General features: G+C 47.4%; 13 protein-coding genes. 4 read left to right on the top strand and 9 right to left on the bottom strand.

The window, feature by feature from the left end; genetic code table 11:
* Positions 1 to 81: 81 nt before the first annotated feature.
* Positions 82 to 2,418: a GH92 family glycosyl hydrolase gene (locus ACESPU_RS16770; RefSeq protein ID WP_122143875.1), complete on the top strand. Its 2,337-nt coding sequence runs from the start codon at positions 82 to 84 to the stop codon at positions 2,416 to 2,418.
* 30 nt (positions 2,419 to 2,448) lie between these two features.
* The gene (locus tag ACESPU_RS16765) at positions 2,449 to 3,246 is read left to right on the top strand and encodes a basic secretory family protein (protein ID WP_122143874.1); all 798 of its coding nucleotides are present in this window, start codon (positions 2,449 to 2,451) and stop codon (positions 3,244 to 3,246) included.
* 90 nt (positions 3,247 to 3,336) lie between these two features.
* Here the strand turns inward: ACESPU_RS16765 and ACESPU_RS16760 are convergent, their stop codons facing one another.
* Entirely contained in the window at positions 3,337 to 3,975 is a 639-nt protein-coding gene (locus ACESPU_RS16760) for a hypothetical protein (protein WP_122378378.1), read from the bottom strand.
* An 18-nt stretch (positions 3,976 to 3,993) separates the two neighbouring features.
* The gene (locus ACESPU_RS16755) at positions 3,994 to 5,376 is read right to left on the bottom strand and encodes a C10 family peptidase (RefSeq protein ID WP_122143872.1); all 1,383 of its coding nucleotides are present in this window, start codon (positions 5,374 to 5,376) and stop codon (positions 3,994 to 3,996) included.
* 1,290 nt (positions 5,377 to 6,666) lie between these two features.
* Here ACESPU_RS16755 and ACESPU_RS16750 point away from each other — a divergent pair.
* Positions 6,667 to 7,662, top strand: coding sequence for a GSCFA domain-containing protein (locus tag ACESPU_RS16750; protein WP_122143870.1), 996 nt, complete (start codon positions 6,667 to 6,669; stop codon positions 7,660 to 7,662).
* Positions 7,663 to 7,705: 43 nt separating this feature from the next.
* Here ACESPU_RS16750 and ACESPU_RS16745 read toward each other — a convergent pair whose 3' ends face one another.
* Genes ACESPU_RS16745 through ACESPU_RS16715 form a run of 7 tightly spaced genes read right to left on the bottom strand, consistent with a single transcriptional unit; the run spans position 7,706 to position 16,749 of the window.
* A complete protein-coding gene (locus ACESPU_RS16745) occupies positions 7,706 to 10,669 on the bottom strand; it encodes a glycoside hydrolase family 2 TIM barrel-domain containing protein (RefSeq protein WP_373133538.1) in 2,964 nt (987 codons plus the stop codon).
* An 18-nt stretch (positions 10,670 to 10,687) separates the two neighbouring features.
* A complete protein-coding gene (locus ACESPU_RS16740; RefSeq protein ID WP_158532713.1) occupies positions 10,688 to 12,250 on the bottom strand; it encodes a sodium/sugar symporter in 1,563 nt (520 codons plus the stop codon).
* A 27-nt stretch (positions 12,251 to 12,277) separates the two neighbouring features.
* Entirely contained in the window at positions 12,278 to 13,150 is an 873-nt protein-coding gene (locus ACESPU_RS16735) for an SMP-30/gluconolactonase/LRE family protein (protein ID WP_122143868.1), read from the bottom strand.
* Positions 13,151 to 13,168: 18 nt separating this feature from the next.
* Positions 13,169 to 13,963 carry an SDR family NAD(P)-dependent oxidoreductase gene (locus tag ACESPU_RS16730; protein ID WP_122143867.1) on the bottom strand — a complete coding sequence of 265 codons (795 nt, stop codon included), beginning with the start codon at positions 13,961 to 13,963 and terminating at the stop codon, positions 13,169 to 13,171.
* 5 nt (positions 13,964 to 13,968) lie between these two features.
* Positions 13,969 to 15,138, bottom strand: coding sequence for a mandelate racemase/muconate lactonizing enzyme family protein (locus ACESPU_RS16725; RefSeq protein WP_122143866.1), 1,170 nt, complete (start codon positions 15,136 to 15,138; stop codon positions 13,969 to 13,971).
* 23 nt (positions 15,139 to 15,161) lie between these two features.
* Entirely contained in the window at positions 15,162 to 15,854 is a 693-nt protein-coding gene (locus ACESPU_RS16720; RefSeq protein WP_122143930.1) for an RraA family protein, read from the bottom strand.
* A gap of 37 nt (positions 15,855 to 15,891) precedes the next feature.
* Entirely contained in the window at positions 15,892 to 16,749 is an 858-nt protein-coding gene (locus ACESPU_RS16715) for a helix-turn-helix domain-containing protein (RefSeq protein ID WP_122143865.1), read from the bottom strand.
* A gap of 306 nt (positions 16,750 to 17,055) precedes the next feature.
* On the opposite strand from ACESPU_RS16715, the gene ACESPU_RS16710 reads away from it, so the two are divergent.
* Positions 17,056 to 18,099 carry a sugar kinase gene (locus ACESPU_RS16710; RefSeq protein WP_122143864.1) on the top strand — a complete coding sequence of 348 codons (1,044 nt, stop codon included), beginning with the start codon at positions 17,056 to 17,058 and terminating at the stop codon, positions 18,097 to 18,099.
* The last annotated feature ends 3 nt before the right edge of the window (positions 18,100 to 18,102 follow it).

The raw sequence follows: 18,102 nt of genomic DNA, 5'->3' as shown, positions 1-18,102 counted from the left end.
TTTGTCACTATCAAAGGTTATCCTTGGAACTATCAAAGGTGGCCTTTTATGTTTCATCCTTTTCTAACTAATTGATACGACATGATAAATCTCAAGAAATCGATGTGTTGCCTTTTTCTGGCAGCCAGCTCAACAGTAGCGATCGCACAGACCAATGTAGTTGATCTTGTAAACCCGATCATCGGGACAAATGGAATGGGACATACGTTCCCGGGCGCTTGCGTACCCTTCGGACTCGTGCAACTCAGTCCGGATACGGATACCATACCGCACAACGTAGACGGTAAATACCAGCCACGTTCCTACGAGTATTGCGCCGGCTACCAACATAAGGATAGTAGCATCGTAGGTTTCAGTCACACCCACTTCAGCGGTACCGGCCACTCCGACCTAGGAGACATCTTGATTATGCCTACCACCGGAACGTTGAAGCTAAATCCCGGTACAGCCACGAATCCCGATGGCGGTTACCGTTCCCGCTTCTCGCATGACACCGAGATATCCCGTCCCGGATACTATGAGGTGATGCTCGCCGATTATGGCGTAAAGGCGCAACTGACCACTACCCAACGGGTCGGCATCCACAAATACACATACCCTACAAACATTGAGAACCAACGCATTATCCTTGATATGATTCACGGGATCTATAACTATGACGGCAAAGTTCTTTGGACCAATATTCGTGTAGAAAACGATACGCTGGTAACCGGCTATCGTATTACAAACGGTTGGGCACGTACCAACTATACTTATTTCGCCATGTCTTTCTCCAAACCGATCACGCACTACGGATGCGAAGAGAAAGCGAGAGTTAATTATCGGGGCGGTTATGCCAAGTTCAATATGAAAGAGAACTTCCCGGATATCGGAGGACGTAAGATCGTCGCTTATTTTGATTTCGATCCGAAAACGTCTGATGAGTTGGAAGTGAAAGTCGCCCTTTCCGGAGTCAGCACCGAGGGAGCCTTAAAAAATCTACGTGCCGAGGCTTCCGGTGCGGACTTCGACCAGTTAGCCGCCAAAGCCTCCGATACTTGGAATAAAGCGCTCTCCGTCATCGACGCGAAAGGAAGCGATGACCAATTGGCTATGCTTTACACCTCCTTGTATCACACGATGATCAATCCTTGCGTATACACTGACGTTGACGGTCAATACCGCGGACTCGACCATAATATCCATCAAGCGGACGGATTCACGAACTATACGGTTTTTTCCGTATGGGATACGTATCGTGCCCTACATCCCCTGTTTAATATCATCAACCGACAAGTTAACACGGATATCGCCAAATCTATGTTGAAACATTGCGAGCAAAGCGTTCATCATGCCTTGCCGATCTGGAGCCATATGGCAAACGAGAACTGGTGCATGATCGGTTATCATTCCGTCTCTGTCTTGGCGGATGCTATCGCCAAAGGATTACCGATCGATAAAGACGCCGCGTTAAAAGCGATGATCAGCAGCTCTACGATTCCGTATTATGAGGGAACCAAAGAGTTTATGGAATTAGGTTATGTTCCTTTAGATCGCAACGGTAGCGCAGGCTCCTTGACTTTGGAGTATGCTTATGATGATTGGACAATCTATAACACGGCTTTATTAGCGGGAAACCGATCCGTGGCCGATACCTATAAAAAGCGTGCGTCCAATTACGCGAATGTATTCGATACCTCGATCGGATATGCCCGTCCCCGTTATACGAATGGTAAATTCAAAGAGGACTTCAGTTTGTTAAGCACGCACGGTGAAGGGTTTATCGAGGGAAATGCCTTGAATTATTCCTTCTATGTCCCTCAAGATGTCAATGGTATGATTCAGTTGATGGGAGGCGAGCAAGCATTCATCACTAAAATGGATTCCTTATTCACGATGCATCTTCCTGATGAGTTCTTTGCCGAGACCGAAGACGTAACCAAAGAAGGATTACTAGGAGGTTATGTACACGGCAACGAACCCAGCCATCACATCCCATTCTTATACACATGGACCAGCCAGCCTTGGAAAACCCAATACTGGCAACGTGAGATCATGAATAAGATGTATCGCAACAATATCGACGGCCTTTGCGGTAACGACGACTGCGGCCAGATGTCCGCTTGGTATATCCTTTCCGCCATGGGATTCTATCCGGTTTGCCCGGGTACGGATCAATACGTATTAGGCGCTCCCTACCTTCCATATATGAAGGTTCGCTTGGAGAATGGTAAGACTTTCGAGGTAAAAGCCGATAAAGTCAGCGACAAGAACCGTTATGTAAAAGCGGTAAAGCTAAACGGGAAACCCTATACCAAAGGATACATCACGCAGGATGACATCTTGAACGGCGGAACGCTCACTTTCGAGATGACTTCCAGCCCGAACAAAAAGCGATTGTTCAACGGAGAGGATCGTCCTTATTCACTGACAGATTAGCCTATTTTCACCTAAAAACAGATGAGACTTATGAGATATAAACAATTAATCAGCGGTGCTTTCCTGCTGTGGACTTGCATCGCTTGCTCCGGCAAAAAGGAACAGGCGGCTACCGTAGCGGAAGCTCCCCCTACTCCTTGGGATAATTATTACATCGGAAAGATTGATTTCGAGAATCTTTCCCCCGAGGCTAAGGGCTCGGCGATCTATGCCGCCGTTATCCCTGATCCGGAAGCTTATATTACCAAGCACGCCCGCAAGGTCGTAGAAACGCTTTATTTCACTCCGGAAGATAGTATCCCGGGCATCGAGGAGATCCACTATACATTAAAGGAATACGACGGGGTATCCGCGAAAGACGGAGCGCCCCCTTCCATCAGTATCGTATACAGCACGAAATGGATCGAGAAAAGTTTTGCCAATAATGACACCGCAAAAGTGGATTACGAGACCCGTGGCGTATTATACCATGAGCTGACGCATGGTTTCCAATTGGAGCCTCAAGGCATAGGTAGCTATGGGACTAATAAGACTTTCTGGGCTATGATAGAAGGTGTGGCGGATGCCGTAAGATACCTGAACGGCGGTTTTACCTTGGAAGATCGTCCCAAAGGCGGCCATTATATGGATGGTTACCGCACGACAGGCTTCTTCCTCGCATGGCTTACGCAAACCAAGAGCCCGGATTTCCTGCGGAAGTTCAACCGAAGCACATTAGAGGTTATTCCTTGGTCGTTCGATGGTGGCGTGAAATATGCGCTCGGTAATGATTACGACATAGACTCCTTATGGAAAGAATATATGGCAACGATGGGAGATGAAGCGTAATCGTTTCCCATCTTTCCCACCGATGGGCATTATAAGGTTGTTATACAAGGGAGGCTGTGTCATTTAGCATTTTGACAGCCTCCCTTCGGTTTATTCTCCCAGTAGTTTTTTTACGTAAGCGATGGCTTCTTCGTTAGAGTCGAACACCTTATAGGGGGAATCGGGACGGAGATCGGGTGAAAGATTCTCCTTGTAGGTATTCCGGAAGCCGCCCATGTCATAGTGTAACGGCTCCTTGAACTCGATCCGCAGGGTAAATCCCTTGCCGGATATTCCCTCGATATAATAGGAGCTTCCGCCTTTTTCCCGGACGAGCGACTGGTTGTCGGTGGAGAGACGTCCTGTCAACGGGTCGTACCGGTAATTCGAGCGGACGAATAAGGTGATCTCTTCCCCTCTCTCATGTAGATATTGCCTCCATTTGAAATCGAGGCTGGTCTCCATGATCGCAGACTCGTCGATAACCGCCGGGGTAAGGAGCGTATTCCCGTCGGTGAACCAGAACATGCCGGTGATGACCGGACCCGTACCATCGAGTTGATCATTGATCTCTTGTAAACCAACTTCTGTCTGTCTCAACCAAATACCTGCGTCTATGCTGTCGAAGTACTTCCCGTTGACGAAGGTGTTAAATTCTTCCTGTCCGACTGTCTTATCATCGTTGTCGCAAGAAAGACAGAAAGAACATAACAAGATTACGTATGATGTGAAATAATAAATATGTCTCATATATATTATGTTTTAGAATTATTTTAAGAATTGCCTATTTGTATTAAAGTGATAATCTACATGCCAATCCGAGTTGTCAGATGCGGTAAAATAGGTGTTGTCATAATTCGATCCACTCCATCCCCAATTCATCGAATAGGCATATGAGACTGTTCTGTTTTCTCTGTCGTAGAAAAATGAATGACCAATAACGTTTCCATTTTCATCGTATTCATTTGTGTCTTGCCCATAATTATCGGTGCCGACCCATCCGAATGTGCTAGTAGATGATGTTGTAGTAGCTCTATATCTATCTATGATAAATTGATGGCCACCATCGCTGTTAGAGTCATCGGATCTTGCGTATACCGCTCTGCCGGCGATCAGTTCTTTCGTGACATAGCTATAATCCATGGCGTTGAGCTTGTAGTTATAATTTCCTACGTTGTTGATGAATTTAATAACATCGCTGATAAAAGCGTCACTACTAGAGCTACCATATTTTGTGCTTATGCTTTTTCCTACATAGCCGATTAATGTCGCCGCATGGTTAGTACCTGTATTACTTGATGTTTTTGCCATTTGATCCCAAATGCTAGAACTGCTTCCTGCATAATTATATGTATTGCTAGAAGCTTGATAGGTCGCTGAGGTGACAGTATTCGCTGGCTTATTATTTTTATAATGCAAATAATATAGATATTGTGCGGTCGCTACGGGTGCACAACCTGCCACGCAGTGCTGTGTGGCGCTTCCTTGTACAAATGGCACATAAACATTCCAAGGGTATCCTTGTCCCCATCGGGTCGAGGTCAATCGGTTAGATGTATTCGTGGAGGTGACGGGTGTTGTCGTGCTCAGTAATACCCAATAGCCGGAGCCGGGTTGTGTTCCTGCCGCACGAGGGGCTACTTCTATCATTTGTTGGTCTACCTCGTCGTTTTGTATAGATACCGTTTTCCATAACCCGTATGTCTCTCCCTCGGTTGTATCCATTTGCTTTATTTGATACAACTCTTCCGCTACGCTGTTGAGGTATGATTTGAATGCGGGAGCCATTGTGTTATCATTCATGTCGAATGATCCGGTTTCTGAGGATGCCATGATCAGTGGCGTACGTTGATCTGCGGAATAGAGCTCCCAGCCGGAGGTATAGTTAGCGATATACATGATCGTATCTCCCTTATAAATATAAGGGGTCAATGAATAATTGTTGGATGCCTTTGAGAATGTGCTTGTATTACCAGGTTTTATCTTAGTAATATAATTGCTTATGTCCGTTTCTATCTTCGTCTTTTCCGTAGTAGGAAAGGAGATAGATTCATTGCTCATGGCGATGGCCATGTGCAGTGTTTCTTGCAACTCATTGGAACAGGATAGCAATCCTAAGATCGGGATAAGTAAACAGAATAACTTTTTCATATTCTTATAGTTTTAAGATGATTTTTCAAAGATAGGCAATATAATGGATTTCCAATTATTATTGGGAAAATAGAGTCTTATTTTGAGATGCGTTGGAGTCTACGCAAACGCTCACGAAAACTATTCAAACACATCCGTTTCTGTTTTTCTTCGAAAATATTGAATCCATCCGGCAATATGGCAAGACAACAAATAATATCTTTCATTTCGAAAGTAAACGATATCCCTTTTGCGGAAGGATCAGTCAAATAATTTGAAGCGTTATTTCCATTCCCAGCACCTCCGTTATCTTGTCAAGGATCTCAAGTGAGGGAAAAGCGGCACGAGAGGGCCTCACCAAAATTTAAGCCTTTACTAAACCCGTATCCATGTTCGTATTTTGCCACCAAACCCATCTGTCAATCCACCTAGAGCCACCCTGCTTATTGTGTATTTCTTAAAAACAGGCTCCATGATAGCCGGCTTTACTATCTATAGAAAGCGTAATTAATATTAATAGTAGCTCAAAATAGTATGGATAGAAATCGGCACCCATATAGATATATTTTGATTACATATTGATTATCAGAAATATAAACAACGATCTTTAAATAGTAGACTTATTGTACTTTCTAATAGATTAAATTTGGCGCCCTAATCATTTCATTTAACCATTCGTTAGAAAATAGATCTTGACAGGTAAAAGGAGTGTTTGTCTTTTTGACAATTTGTAATCCTAAGTTCCGGAGAGGCGATTATTTCGGGCAAAGGTACGGCTCGCTTCTAAATACGAGAGAAAAAAACAGCAATCAGCTATCAGGTAATCACTTAACAGAAAAGGGCCTTTCATTCTAGAGAAATTAATTCATCCTAGCTCATGTTTCACCCCTTACCACCCAGTCGTAAGGAGGTAACAATGCCCATTCTTGAGGGGTCACGATGCCCATCATGACCATATGTGTAGCCTGTCATGACTATATGTATGGGTTAACGCGACTATACGTGTGGGTTAACGCGACTATATGTATGGATTCCGATGCCTATTTTCGATGGAAAGTACCGCTTTTTACGTCAAAAAGGAGGCTTAATCGCCTATTTACGCCCGATGTTCCCTCTCGTTGGAGATTATCAGACAAAGGCATTGTCACCGATAAGGGAATATTTCAATCAAAAGGAAAGATTACATGAGATTTTATTGACACATATGCGTATGTATTTTAAAGGCGTGGCATCGGGAACCCGTGGATTTATACAATAGGCTTTTTATTTGCATTTCCGTAAACATATATCTACTTTTGCGAAAAAGTAAATATGGAACTTTATACCCGAATCCTGTTGCCGAAAGCACGATTCTCTTTCTCGTATGAGGACCGGGTCGTGATGATGGGCTCCTGCTTCGCCGAGAATATCGGGCGGAAGCTGGAAGAGAATAAATTCTCCGTAGATATAAACCCATTCGGTACTCTGTATAACCCAGCTTCCGTAGCGGAAGGATTGCGGATGCTGCTACGCCCGGAGCGTTTCACTCCCGGCGATTTATTCCAGCATGAGGGCATATACCATAGTTTTACCCATCATAGCCGTTTCTCCGCTCCCTCGGAAGAAGAATGCCTAGGCCATATAAACAGCCGCTTATCCGAATCCTCCGATTTCCTGCGAAAAGCGACCCGGTTGGTAATCACGTTGGGAACCGCTTTCGTCTACCGCCTCAAGAGCGACGGGCGAATCGTGTCGAATTGCCATAAGCTACCGGAAAAGATGTTCGATCGACAACGATTATCCACGCAAGAGATCGTCGAGGACTGGAAACCTCTGTTACTAGCCCTTTGGGAACAAAATCCCGCCTTGAAAATCTTATTTACCGTAAGTCCGATCCGCCACTGGAAAGACGGGGCGCACGAGAACCAACTCAGCAAAGCCACCCTATTGCTAGCCACGGATGCCTTACAGAAAGATTATCCCGACCGAATCGCCTACTTCCCCGCTTATGAGATCCTTATGGACGAGCTCCGGGATTATCGTTTCTATGCGGACGATATGCTCCATCCCTCCCCCTTGGCCATTGATTATATTTGGGGGCGTTTTACCGAAAATTTCTTATCCACAGACACTTCGGCAATCCTTAAAGAATGGGGTGATATCCAAAAAGCTATTAACCATAAGCCCTTTCAACCGGATAGCGAGGCATATAAGCGGTTTATTCTTCAAACTTTGTTAAAAATGGAACGAATTAGCGAGAAAAACCCTTCGTTCGATATAGCGAAAGAGATTGAATACGTGAAGGCAAAAATGAGGATATGCCAGTAGCGGACAATTTATCCGCATTGACATATCCTCACGGGATACAGGTTTACTTCAATCGAAGCTTGATATTTCCATAATTGGGGATTACGTCTAATGCCTTACAATAATCACCCCAAGCAATTTCGGGATAGTCCCAACGAGTATTTACATAGAGTATCAGTTGCTCGCCGGTCGGCTTGTTAAGCCGGCAAGCCAATGATGCTGACGGAGAGACGATATTAAACGCTTCCTGATTCTCTATCAACAATTTGTAACTGTAAATATTCTCTTTCATGCCTTTGGCCATCTGCGTCAGCGGACGGTCACCGATAGCACCCGGATCAGCGAAATAATAATAATTATGGGTATCCAGATTCCACGATTGCTCAGGGTTGGCTCCATAGGCGACTGTTTTCGGGTTATACAAAGCCGCGGCTCCTTTATTCCCGGCGAAACTATTCTCCGGATAATAACTCCAGTATCCTTTACGTGTCCATTCAAGATGCGATACGGCCTCGGGCAGATAGAACTTGATGCCAGATTCCCGGAGCCATCCGTTCGGTTCTCCCTCTGTCTGGTAATAAATATCCAATTCCCCATTCGGCCGCAAGATAAAATTCATCGTCATGCCAATACCCTTATAGGTGCCGGATAAATCCAGGAGGATCGCTCCCTCGGAATCCCGGCGGTATACCAACGATCCTTTTTTCCAATCCGCGTCATCCACTATATAATTCTTCGCTTTCTCGCGCACCTCAGGTCCCGTATTATGGTTCACGTTCAAATCAAGGTTCAAGAACGGTCCTTTCTCGATAACGACCTTACCGCAAGAGGTGGCGTTATGGATCAGGCCGGTCGATTTATCGAAAGGAACCGTAAAGCCATCTCCCTTGATAAGGATCTGATCCGGAGTCTCCTCCAAAGACAGAGCGGACTTCGCCGCAGGGACGACTGCCAGATCCGGGTTCACATTGCCCAACGCAATCTCCTCCGCGTCGATCAACATTCCATCAGACGCATAAAACGACAAAAGGATCGTCTCTCCCGCCGTCCAGTCCTGAGCCGGGATCTTCAACATCCCTTTTCGATGCGGAGAGACAGACGGAGCTTCCAATGTATATTCCTTTCCTTTGTACGTATATCGAATACTCACCTCATCCAGGTTCGTATGGTCAAAGCGGTTATAGACCGGCAGGCTCAAAGGCATGCCGGAGATGGGCTCCTTGACATCCATCTGGAGCAGGCGAATCGGAGAGTACGCTTTCTTCGTCCCCCAATACTCCGGCTTCTCTCTACGCCAAACATCTACGATACCCCATTCACCGTAGCCGACACATTTGCCTTGAAAATCCAACGGCTTGGCGGTACGTGCGAAATCAATCCAGAAAGCCTCGCCTTTTTTAGGCTCGGGAAGCATGAATGTCTCATCAATATACCCCCATATAGCACCTCCAAGTCCTCCTTGCGCATCAAATAAATTACTCCACATCTTATCCAGTGAGGCACCCCAAAACTCACGTATATTAGGATCATCCTGCAAAGTAGTATAGGTATAACAAGGCACATGCGCCCACTCGTCAAAAATCGTAGGCATAGAGGAAACCTGAAAACCAAATGTCTGTACACCCAGTTGATTCATCGTTCCATCCACCCCGGGATAGTGCATGCTCAATATATCATAGCAAGCAGCGTCCTTAGCGACCGAGCCCGGATAACTGAAGATGGCAGGACGTGTAGTATCATTTTTTTTCACCCAATCATATGATTGTTGGAAATTGGTACCGTATACGCTCTCATTGCCGATCGACCAAAACAAGATAGAGGCATGCGTACGCAAGCTGTTCACCATCTCCTTCAACTGTCCCATATAGCGATCCGTGAAAAGGGGATCCTCTTGGCTGGCAGCCGGCCCATAGTTCTTCTGCCGATGCGTATTCACGAAGCAAATAGCCGTCTCACACTCCACATATAACCCCATCTTGTCGCAATAATCCAAGAAACGTTCTGTCGGAGGGTAATGGGATGTACGGACAAAGTTCATATTCGTATGCTTGAATATAGCTGCATCCAAGCTATCCAGCTCAGCCGTAATCGTTCTACCTAATGTCGGATGGATATCATGCCGACATGCCCCGCGAAGCTTTACAGGCTGACCATTCACCAACATCTTATTGCCATCGATCTTGATCTCCCTGAACCCTACATTCCGGCTGATGCGGCAAACCTCTTTACCCGCCTCTTCCAGATGAATATCCAAGGTATACAAATGCGGATGCTCGGCATCCCATTTCAAAGGAGCGGCTACCGCGAAATCATGGTTGACCCGGCCGGCTTTCACCTCCTTTACCGCTACCGGCAGATTCACGTTCTCGCCTTTCGGGTCTCTCAAGGAATAACGAACCCGCGCGTCCCGGGAGATATCGAACGATACCTTCAAAGAAGCATCCGTATACGTATCATCCAGATCCGTTTCTATCATCAAGTCGGATACATTCGTCTGTGGGAGGGCATACACCGTAACATCCCGGAGGATTCCTCCGATCGGGTGATGCGCGTAACCGGACGCATACGAGATATCATCCAGCCGGTCTGTCACCTCCAGCTTTATCTCATTTTTCTTGCCGGGCTTAACCAGTGAAGTAATATCAGCCTCCCAACGACTAAATCCGCCGAAGTGTTCCCGCACATAGGTTCCATTCACCCATAAACGAGCGTAGCTATAAACCCCGTCAAAACGAAGGATGGTACGTTGCCCCTTATAATCGGCGGGAAGCACGAATTGTTTCTTGTACAGCACAGGCTTGTCATGCTCAATGGCATATCCCTGCATGGCCGCCTCGCCCGGTACCTGTATCGGGCTCCATTTAGACTTCGGGCTAAATTGGAACGACCAATCCCCGTTTAATGACATTTGATGCCGCTCTACCCCGGCGACTGTCTTCGGTATAATATACGCCTTTGTCTCGACCGCTTGGGACACGTTCCCCAGCAAGGATAGGCATATACAACCAATCATATAAAGTACTTTCATGATTTATTTAGTATAAAGTTACCACCATAAGAAATAAAAAACAATAAGAATAATCACCACGAACAACGCGGTCCAGTTGAATATACGATCCGTATGGAACAAAGAGCGCGACAGCAATCGATCCGCATCATCCCCTTTCGGGTTCTTTTTCCCCATCAAGACCAGAATGGCACAACAGAGCAAGAATATGATCCCCATGCGATCCAGCCAAGGCAACGATGGGAACAAATACTTAAACACGAACGAGAGGACGAATGAGGCCACCGCCGATACCAACGCGCCGTTGGACGTAGCCCGCTTATAGAAAAAGCCCGCCAAGAAGATACTCAACGCCCCCGGACTGACGAACCCCGTGAACTCCTGGATGTACTGAAACGCCTGATCCAACCCCGATAACAAAGGAGCGATACAAACACCGATCAGCATGGCCACCAAACTCGTCATCTTCCCGACACGCACCAAATGCGAGGCATCCCCCTCCGGGCGGATATAGACCTGGTAGATATCCATCGTGAAAATCGTAGAGATGCTATTCATCATAGAAGCCAAGGAGCTTACAATCGCAGCGGTCAACGCGGCGAAGGCTATGCCTTTCACGCCGACGGGCAGCAAATTGCCCAACAACCACGGATAAGCCTCATCCGGCTTGCTCAAGGGAGCATCCAAGGCAAACGCCGCGATGCCCGGAATAACCACCAGCAAAGGGATAAGCAATTTGATGACGCCCGCGAACGCCATTCCCCATTGCGCCTCCTTTATATTCTTGGCGGCTAACGCTCGTTGAATGATATACTGGTTACATCCCCAATAATACAAGTTGGCCACCCAAAGACCGCCCAGAATCACCGACAAGCCGGGAAGATCCATATAACCGGGATGGGAAGGATCCAAGATCAAGTGAAACTTATCCTCGGTCTTGAGGTAAAGCGTCTCGCAACCTTTCAGCACACCCTCGCCGGCACCTAGCAAATCCAACGCGATATAAGTGGTAATCAATCCGCCACCTACCAAGAAAAATACTTGAATGACATCCGTAAGGGCGACCGCCTTCAATCCCCCGTTTATCGAATAAACCACGGCGAACAAGGCCAGGCCGATCACCCCGTACAATAAAGGAATCCCCATCACGCTCTGTATCGTAAGCGCACCCAGATACAGGATGGAGGTAAGATTCACGAAGACAAACACGATCAACCAAAAGAAGGCCATCACGGTCTTGACCCGCTTGTCGAAACGTTCCTCAAGGAATTGAGGCATCGTGAATATGCCCCGCTTCAAGAATATCGGGAGGAACCACTTCGCCACGATCAAGAGTCCCAACGCCGCGATCCATTCATAAGTAGCCATCGCCAGACCGATCGCATAGCCTGACCCGCTCATTCCCACAAACTGCTCAGCCGATATGTTCGAGGCGATGATCGAAGCACCTATAGCCCACCAAGCCAAACCACGTCCCGCCAAAAAATAGTCGTTCGCATCCTCCACATGCCCCTCTTTCTTCCGGGAGACGTACAAACCTACAAACAAGATCAATACACAATATAAGACAAAAACACTTAGATCTATAGGTGATATATTCATGGTATTACTATTTTTTAGATAACGGAATTAAATACGACGGAAGGGATAATGGTTCTTGCCGGGGCTCATGCCGGTAGAAGCCACGAACAAACTTCCGCTGAGCGGATACGCCTCTCGCTCCCGCATGGACAGCCCATCCATAGCGGTCGTTATATAAAGCAAGCCGTCCCGTCCAAACGTACAAGAGGCGACATTCGGCACAGGTACCTCCACCTTATCCAACAACTCGCCGGAAAGAGGGTTCCATACACAGACACCGAAACCGCCCCAATGCGCGATCCACAGATTTCCATCCGCGTCGATCGTCATGCCATCCGGCACTCCCATATCCTCCGGGATCTCCAACGCAGGTTTCTCATACGATAATTCCCCGCTCCGCATATCGTACCGATATGATTCGACCACGTGGCGACCGGAGTCCACATAATACATACGGGAACCATCCTCGCTCCAAACGATCCCATTCGGGATACATTGCTTATCCAACATCTTATGGATGGACAAATCCGGATCGACCCGGTACAACGCCCCCGTCTCGGAATGATCGGACAAGTGCATCATCCCCAACCACAAGCGTCCTTCCGGAGAAGCCTTCCCGTCGTTCGGCCGCATCATCCCATCCGTGGGGAAAAGCTCCCGTAAAACCTCTTGCTCGCCTGTCCGCAAGTCATAAGCGATCAAACGCCCTTGCAGGGAGAGCAGCAGCCTCCCGTCGGTCATCGGGACAATCGTGGAAACACGAGCCGGCAACCGGACCGCAGCATACGCATCCCCGTCCGGGGAATAAGTATGCAATAAACCGCCGTTAATATCGACCCACAAGAAAAGTCCCAAATCATTCAACCAAGTAGCGGCCTCTCCTATCGAATCCTTACATTCATATAATAATGTAGCTTTCATTCCCTCGTATCTAATAGGTTACACATCGTCTTGCATCAAGGCAGAACGTCCGCCGTCCATCAGAATCGTCGTACCACTGATAAACCGGGCCATGGGAGAGGCCAGATAGACACATAGCGCCCCGACCTCCTCTACCGTCCCGATCCGTTTCACGGGATGCAGATTCTCGGTTCTCTGCCGTTCAGCTGCCGGATCCGGGAAAGAGGCGAACCATGTATCATTCCCTGCCGTATCTATAAACCCAGGTGCGATACCTACGGTACGTATCTCAGGCCCCCACTCAATCGCTAAACTACGAACGAGACCCGTTATAGCCGTTTTTGTCACATTATAAGGGAAACAGCCCGGAATGGAACTAAAGGCATGGTTGGAAGTCATTAACAAAATGGCCCCTTCATCCGCTTTCTCCAGATAGGGCTTGCAATACTTCGCCAACCGCCAATGAGAAGCCAAATTCAAATCTAGGTTATGTCTCCACTGTTCCTCATTACAACCCGCTGCCCCTTCAAACACATTCGCTCCGGCATTAGAAACCACCACGTCCAAACGACCGAAAGTTTGGATAGTAGACTCCACCAAAGCCGCCAATTCATCTGGTTGCGTCACATCCGTCTGCACGTAAAGGGCTTTCACGCCCTCTGATTCTATAGCCGCACAAAACTCCTTAGCACTTGGATCATCCACCGGTTTACGGGCACATCCGGCCACATGGGCACCGGCATGGGCAAACGCACGTGCCGTGCCGTAACCTATACCCGATGACACGCCGGTCACCAATACAACCTTATCCTTAAGATCTATTATAAAACTCATTCGAATCAAATATAAAAATTAACCGGAGCGTTCTCCGTGATACCCGGATGCGCTTCCATTTCCTCCTCAACCAAATCAACGCCCAAACCCGGACGATCGGACAGATGGAGCATACCGTCATATACCATATCCGCTATCGGATGATCGATCACACGGTCACGCCAAGGCACATCATTAAACATGAACTCTTGACGGAAGAAGTTCGGTATAGAAGCACATACGTGCGAAGAAGCCAGCGTAGATAACGGTCCATTCGGATTATGAGGAGCGATCAATACGCTATATGCCTCAGCCATCGTAGCCATACGTTTCATTTCAGACGGACCTCCACAACGGGTTATATCCGGCATGATCACGTCGCAAATATGATTCTCCAAGACAGGACGTATGCCGAAGCGAGTATAATGACGTTCGCCTACGCAAATAGCCACATCCGATGGGATACGTTCCCGCATCGCCCGCAAAGTCTTGGCACTCTCAGGACCTGCCGGTTCCTCATACCATGCGATATCTAGCTTAGACAGGCGTTCGGCCATCTTCACGGCGATACGGTAGTTCAACATAGCATGCGTCTCAATCATGATATCCGTTTCCGGTCCTACCGCCTCGCGTACCGCCTTGGATACATTGAAGGCCAGATCCTGTTGTTCAGCCGTAAGTGTCAAGTTAGAAGCCAAGTCTTCCCCATAGAAATAATTCGTATGGGCGAACGGGTCAAATTTCAAGCCGGTGAATCCAGCCTCACGTACCCTCTTCGCCTGATCGAAATAATCCGCCTCGTTATGTCCGCCTCCCGTAAACCAATAATTCGCATACAATAAGATATCTTTCCGGTAAGCGCCCCCCAACAACTCATAGCAAGGAACACCCAGCACCTTACCTTTCAAGTCGAGCAACGCCATGTCAATACCACTGATGGCGCAAAGGCTGGCACCATACGGGCCAATCCAGTTCAAGTCGCGGTACAACTTCGTCCAGATAAAATCCGTTTTCATGGGATCCAAGCCGATAATACGTTTCCCCACATGCTTAGCCGCCTCATATACGATCGGGCTTCCCGGCCAGTTCGTAGCCTCTCCAACCCCAGTATACCCCTCGTCTGTATAGATTTTCAATAAAGTCCAATTATACTTGATACCTTGTACCAACCATACTTTTACATCCGTAATTTTCATCTCTTCTGTTCTATTTTAAAGTATTACATTATTCCATACTTATCAAACGCCTCACGGGCTTTCATGCCTTCCTTAATTTTCTTCAGCACGACCCGCTCGCCTCTCGCCTTTTCCAGCGCACGTTCGAAGACCTCCTCCTCGATCTCTCTCGGAACGACACAAACACCGTCTATATCGCCGATGATCATATCGCCGTTGTTGATCCTCACGCCCTCCATGTCGATAGGAACACGGTAGTCGATCACCTTGCCGCGAGGCGCCTGATCCTGCGCATAAGGGCCATAAGAGAAACAAGCGAAATCCAGTTCCAAGATCCCCTTCGTATCACGCGAATACCCATTCACCACGGCTCCAGCCGCCTTGCATTGCATGGCCCTTGCACTCATCAGCTCTCCCCATAAGGCATATGCGGGCGATGATCCGGAGCAGATATATACCTCGTCCTCTCTCAAATCGTCCAACGCTTCCAGCATCAATCCGAAGGAGCGTTTCAACAGCGGGTTATTCCCGGCATCCGTCAAGTTATCCAACACATCGGCCTCCAACACGGTCATCGCCCTTCCGGCGATAAACATATCATCCCGCAAGGGCCTTATCCGAGGTGGCAAAAACTGGTGCGTATATCCCATCTTATCCATGATATCGCCGATCACAGCGGTATACAGCTCATTCTTGATTAAAGCCAGTAGCGATTTGTCGTCACTCCATTCTTTCATTTTTTCCTTCATTTATTTAGTTAATAAAATCGTATTCCTATTTCAACAGATCGCTAGGCGACACACCCACCAACTGCTTGAATATACGGGAGAAATATTGAGGTGAGCGGAAGCCACACTCAAAACAGACCTCTTTCACGCTCAACTCCGTAATACGCAACAGCTCTATCGCCTTGTTTATCCGTATCTGATTCAAGTAATCGACAGGCGACAAATTAAGATGCTGGGAGAATATCTTACGCAAGTACCGTTCACCGATACAGGCTTCTTCCGCGACATCCCCTATAGAGATATCATCCTTATAATGTTCCCGGATGTAATTAATCGCCTTTCTCATCGTATTGTTGGAAGACAGCGGAAAATAGGTCTCATCCATGTGTCGATAGATCAAGATGAGCAGCTCTGCGTAATACATCACGACTAAGTGCTCATAGTATTTATTGCGGGTATTCATCTCTGTCACGATACGCTGGATAGCTCTCATGATACGGACATTGTTCACGATCTTGATCAAACGGTTGGCCGATGAGAAGATACTCAAAGGGGTTAGCGAGCGGCCGACATCCAGATAATCCTCGAAATGACCGAATACCTCCGGCAGGAACTCCAGTTGCATCAACGTGCATCCTTCCGAGCCAGCCTGAAAAGAGTGGGGAACATCCGAGCAGATAATCATCAACTCGTTCTCGCGAAAACTTACACTCTCGTTCTCCAACCGAATAATGCAACTTCCCTTTTTCACATAATTAAGCTCCAACCTGTGATGAGCGTGCTGGCCAAAACGTTCCATCGGGAGAAAAGAGACAAAACGGAACACATCCGCCAGTCGCTTTCCCTCCAAGGTACGCATAATTTGACCTATACTACTGAATAAGGTACGATTCTCCTCTTCCATGCTTCTCTATCTTTAAATTACACTTGATTTCCCGCTAGTATCCGGATATTTAATCGATATCACAAAAATAAGATATATCCGCTAAGTATTCTACATATGACACCCATAGGCAAGCATACAAACAGGTACTATTCGTCGAAAAAGTTATCTTATTCGGAACTAGATCTGATAAACTTCCGAAAAAGTCATCATCGGCGATTGTTTATTCCGTATAAGTCAAATCGGAGAAACCTGCGGACAGCCGTCTCGAGAATTCAATACATAACTTTGCCATACATTATTTATCCAATAAAACATTTTCATAAAATGGGAACAAAAATCATAACATTTGGCGAGATCATGCTTCGCCTGTCTACGCCTGGGCACTTACGTTTTTGCCAATCCGACACGTATGCGGCTACCTTTGGTGGTGGAGAAGCCAACGTAGCGGTCTCGTTGGCCAACTTCGGGTTGGAGACGGAATTCATCACACGGCTTCCGAAAAATGACATCGCGAACGCTTGCCTGATGGAGTTGCGTAAACATGGCGTAGGAACCCGGCATATTCTATACGGCGGGGACCGGTTAGGCATTTATTTCCTTGAGACAGGAGCCGTGGCACGTGCCAGCAAAGTGGTTTACGACCGTGCCCACTCAGCTATTTCCGAGATCGAGCCGGGAATGATCGACTGGAAAACCGTATTCAATGGAGCGAGCTGGTTTCACTGGACCGGCATCACGCCAGCCATCTCACAAGGAGCGGCAGAGGTATGCCTAGAGGCGATCAAGGCTGCCAACGAACTGGGTATAACCGTATCATGCGATCTCAATTTCCGCAAGAATCTTTGGAAATACGGTAAATCCGCGGCAGAGGTAATGCCGGAGCTGGTTGCCGGTTGTGACATTATTCTGGGGAACGAGGAGGATTGCGAGAAGGTATTCGGCATCCGACCCGAGAACTTCGATGTCACACATACGAACGGCGAGGTAGACGCTTCCGGCTTCGAGTCGGTTTGCAGGCAAATGAAAAACCGGTTTCCACGGGCCCGGAAGGTTATCATCACATTGCGCGGGGCGATAAACGCCAACCATAACACCTGGGGAGGCGTACTGCTGAGCGACAACCGTCTTTATGAGAGCAAACGCTATGACATAACCCATATCGTAGACCGGGTAGGCGGCGGCGACTCATTCATGGGAGGATTGATCTACGGATTGAATCGGTATCCGGAGGATGACCAAAAAGCACTTGATTTCGCTGTAGCCGCCAGTTGCCTCAAGCACACCATTTATGGGGATTTCAACTTGGTCTCGGTAGAGGAAGTAGAAAAACTCATGGCAGGCGACGCTAGCGGAAGAGTATCCAGATAAACC

It is taken from the genome of Parabacteroides sp. 20_3, from assembly GCF_964238835.1.
Lineage (GTDB): Bacteria > Bacteroidota > Bacteroidia > Bacteroidales > Tannerellaceae > Parabacteroides > Parabacteroides distasonis.
The sequence above is the reverse complement of the archived record's forward strand: the minus strand, read 5'-3'. Positions and strand labels throughout refer to the sequence as shown.